The organism is Marinicrinis lubricantis, assembly GCF_042658665.1.
In the GTDB taxonomy this organism is placed as follows: Bacteria; Bacillota; Bacilli; order Paenibacillales; family KCTC-33676; genus Marinicrinis; species Marinicrinis lubricantis.
The window spans coordinates 1-3475 of the sequence record NZ_JBHSQV010000095.1 but is presented as its reverse complement, the minus strand read 5'-3'; the positions used below and the strand labels follow the sequence as shown (position 1 = coordinate 3475).

Genomic DNA, 3475 nt, shown 5'->3' with positions numbered 1-3475 from the left:
GAAGTCGCTTCAAAAGCAGGGAAAAAGCTTTCCACTCTGATTCAGTGTCAATTACAGCAATGGATCTCTGCTTTACCCAATTACATCAAGGCTTATCTGCCTATTCCAAGCTGCGAAAGTTGAGTTAGTAAGATTTGAATTTGGTTATAGTAAACTTAGCTATCATATGAGACTTGGTCTAGTTAATATAGCCTCAGGAGGTAACGATCGTCCAGAATTAATAGATTATATAGGAAGACCTACTCTCTTTGAAACTATAAAAGCCATTCTATCACTGCTTTTCAGTAAAGTTTCAATTCTAGCAGGTATTCTTACATTACTTACCTTCAATGATCAACTAATCAATACTCTCCAGAGAGCGATAATAAATATGTGGAATGAAAATGCATTTTTGATATGGGATAACTTTACTAAGCTCTCTGCAATTGTCGTACTCATTCTAATTATATTTCTTGGATATTTCGTGAGCCGATACGGAATTATTCGTCGTGCTGTTGCACAAGCAAATCGAAAAAAGCTTGAAGAAGTAGTTCTTAAACACCGTGAGTTGTCACATTACATTATTGATCTCATCTCCATAGGCTCCAGAAATATTGAATATGCAATAAATTGTTACGATCTAATAGTTGAGTGCTATGCATACAAAATTAAACCCATCGTTTCAATTCATGCCCAAAGAAGATGGGTAACCCAACGATATAAAGAATCAAAGGATTTTCTTTTTGAAGATATTCCTACACTGGAGGCATTTATTCAAGGAATTAACGAAATGAAGCTCGCCGAAAATTCTTATATATCTCGATGGTTTTTGAAATCAAAATATGAATTTACTACTCTATTTATTGTTAATTCATATGACCTCAAGACGGATCAAATGAATCGATTACTTTTCACCAAAAAGGGCTTTGAAGAAATGAATAAGCCCCCTGAGAAATTCAGCAGATACTCTGATAGTGACTTTGAAATGGCTATCGAAGAGATTGAAGTCGAAACAGATGAATTTAAGAAATACATTTTAGAAAAGTACATAATTGAAGGTATTGAGCTTGTCTTTAAGTTATATAGATATTTAAAAATTCTCGAAAACATGCTCAGCATGGATTCGGATAAGTTTGGCCGTAGCCTTCGAGCATTGACCAACAAAGAATAGACACATTATAACATCTTGGTTTATACCAATGAGGTAACCGATCTGCTTCATAATGTTTCTTGGGTATCATCATCACTATTACAAAGCGGCACCACTACCAACACCATCAGAAATATTTCTTATTCATCAACAGAGTCACCACAATCCCAGCAACCACGCGGTTTTACCAACCGCAACGTATATGAAACGCAAAAAAGCGACCTCATGAGGTCGCTTTTCTGATACTACATATGGAGGCGAGGGGAGTATCTGTATCCCCATTAACTTTGCGAAGAAGCAATTCAGGCGATGACAACCTTAGAGGTATGATACAGATGCCGTGCTCGTCCGCTGTTGGCGTTATCACAGATGTAATTCACTCGCTACCTGCGCGCGGGACTGAACCCTGGGTTCGACCCCTCTTCCCGAGTTCGACAGTAAATCACTCAAAATAGGTACACAAGGGATCGAAAATCCCATAAGATCAAGGTTTTTTCTCGGAATGCATAGAAAAACACCGAGAATTTCATAGGCACACGCTAACTAAGATTAACCTTTATTTTATGATGGTCTATATGGTATTATATAGGCATGTATATTCGCCGAGTATCTCGTAAAAATAAAAATGGCACCACGACTGCTTATCTCCAATTAGCGCACAACGAGTGGGATCCGGGATCCAAATACGCGAAAGCGAAGGTGATCTATTCATTCGGCCGTGAAGATGAGGTCGACCGATCTGTCCTGGAACGCTTGGTTCAAAGCATTTCCCGGTACCTCACGCCTGAGGCTGCGCTCCAGGCCCAAAATGCTATTGGGGATACAGCAGAGTTCTTATTCCAATCAAGCAAGCGCTTGGGTGGCTCTTGGATGCTGCACCAACTCTGGAAGAAGCTCGGGATGGATGCCATCTTGGAGAAGTTATTCTCCGATCGCAATCATCAGTCTTCCATCGAGCGTTTGATCTTCTCCATGGTAGCCAATCGTGCGCTGAATCCTTCTAGCAAGCTCGCGATGGAGGATTGGGTCAAGCATGATGTGTATCTCCCTGGCATCACTGAAGTACATAGCCAGCAGCTGTATCGAGCCATGGATGAACTGCTGGAGGTTCAATCGGAGCTGGAGCATCAAGTGTATTGCTCCGTCTCCGATCTGCTCAATCTTGAAGTCGATCTGTTGTACTTTGATACGACTTCGTCTTACTTCGAAGTTGACCCGTTCGATGCGCCGGAGGACGACGAATTCCGCAAGGCCGGCTTCTCGAAGGATAAGCGGCCCGATCTCATTCAGGTGGTCATCGGCTTAGCTGTAACCCGTGAAGGCATCCCCATTCGCTCATGGGTCTGGCCAGGGAACACGTCCGACATGTCCGTAGTTGATGAGGTGAAGAAGGATCTGGTCGGTTGGAGGCTCGGCCGAGTGATCAGTGTGATGGACCGTGGCTTCTCCTCCGAAGATAATCTGCGTACACTGCAACGAACGGGTGGTCATTACATTGTCGGCGAGAAAATGCATTCCGGCAAAGAAACAACGGAAGAAGCCATGAGCCGCAAAGGGAGATACCATCACGTTCGAGACAATCTGCAGGTGAAGGACATCATCGTAGGTGATGGTGAAGCCCGCAAACGATTTGTCCTCGTCTACAATCCGAAAGAAGCTGAACGTGATCGCATTCGACGTGAGCAGCACATCGAGAAGCTGCAAGGACACATGGAAGAACTCAAACAACTGGGCAAGCAGGCGCATACGAAAGCGGCATGCCGTTTGCGGTCTCATCCAACCTATGGCAAGTATATCCGTCAGTTGAAGGATGGGACGCTCAAGCTGGATAAACAGGCGATCCGGGATGCGGCGAAGTATGATGGCAAGTATTTGATCCGTACATCGGATGACACGCTGTCCGCTGAAGATGTCGCCCTGGGATACAAGCAACTGGTGGATGTCGAGGATGCCTTCCGGACACTAAAGACCACGCTAGAATTGCGTCCGATGTTCCATCGCCTGGAAGACCGTATTCGCTCCCACATTTTGATTAGCTGGCTGGCCCTGCTGTTAGTGCGAATCGTAGAAGTGAAGACAGGCCAGACGTGGGCAGCCTTACGCAAGGAGCTGGACCGCATACATCTCGGACATTTTTCTTCTATTAACGGAGATGTCTGCCAGAGTACAGAGCTCACTGCTGACCAGCGCAAATCCTTTGCTGCACTTGGGCTCGAGCCGCCTCCAAGGTTCCTAGAAATCCACTCAAAACCATAGATACACGCCATTTCTGTTAAAGTTGCCCGTAAACCTAAGCAGGACAAGGGATCCGGGCATTTTGTTTACCTAGTGACTGTCGAACTCGGG

2 protein-coding genes are annotated in these 3475 nt (G+C 44.5%); both read left to right on the top strand.

Translation table 11 applies throughout. The annotated features are described in order from the left end of the window. Nucleotides 1-370: 370 nt before the first annotated feature. The gene (locus tag ACFPXP_RS08330) at nucleotides 371-1150 is read left to right on the top strand and encodes a hypothetical protein (protein ID WP_379893769.1); all 780 of its coding nucleotides are present in this window, start codon (nucleotides 371-373) and stop codon (nucleotides 1148-1150) included. A gap of 570 nt (nucleotides 1151-1720) precedes the next feature. Then, the gene (locus tag ACFPXP_RS08325; protein WP_379893768.1) at nucleotides 1721-3385 is read left to right on the top strand and encodes an IS1634 family transposase; all 1665 of its coding nucleotides are present in this window, start codon (nucleotides 1721-1723) and stop codon (nucleotides 3383-3385) included. Nucleotides 3386-3475 lie beyond the last annotated feature (90 nt).

Coding starts and splice junctions, on each gene's coding strand:
- ACFPXP_RS08330 (WP_379893769.1), top strand. CDS start 371: ATGTGGAATGAAAATGCATTTTTGATATGGGATAACTTTACTAAGCTC.
- ACFPXP_RS08325 (WP_379893768.1), top strand. CDS start 1,721: ATGTATATTCGCCGAGTATCTCGTAAAAATAAAAATGGCACCACGACT.